We start from the raw sequence: 305 nt of genomic DNA, 5'->3' as shown, positions 1-305 counted from the left end.
AAGGCGACGGAGTGGACCAGGCTGGTGTGCCCCGTCAGCGTGCCGAGCTGCTTCGGACGGTCCGGGTCGGCCACGTCCCACAGCCGGATCCGGTCGTCGTCGCCCCCGGCCGCGAGCGTGTCCCCGTCCGGGCTGAACGCCACCGACCGCACCGCGGCCTCGGCGCCGGTCAGGGTGATCCGGGTCTTCGGCCGCTTCGGATCGGCCACGTCCCACAGCCGCACGGTGCGGTCCTCGCTGACGGAGGCGAGGCTACGGCCGTCGGGGCTGAACGCGACCAGATAGATCGTGCCCTTGTGCCCGGT

The 305-nt window shown here is 73.1% G+C and carries 1 protein-coding gene; it reads right to left on the bottom strand.

The window, feature by feature from the left end:
- Positions 1–305: WD40 repeat domain-containing protein (locus ACLZOT_RS51530; protein ID WP_416976182.1), on the bottom strand; the 305-nt coding region annotated here is incomplete at both ends.

Source organism: Streptomyces sp. 4F14, assembly GCF_048159485.1.
Classification (GTDB): Bacteria; Actinomycetota; Actinomycetes; order Streptomycetales; family Streptomycetaceae; genus Streptomyces.
This window is presented reverse-complemented; position numbering and strand designations above follow the sequence as displayed.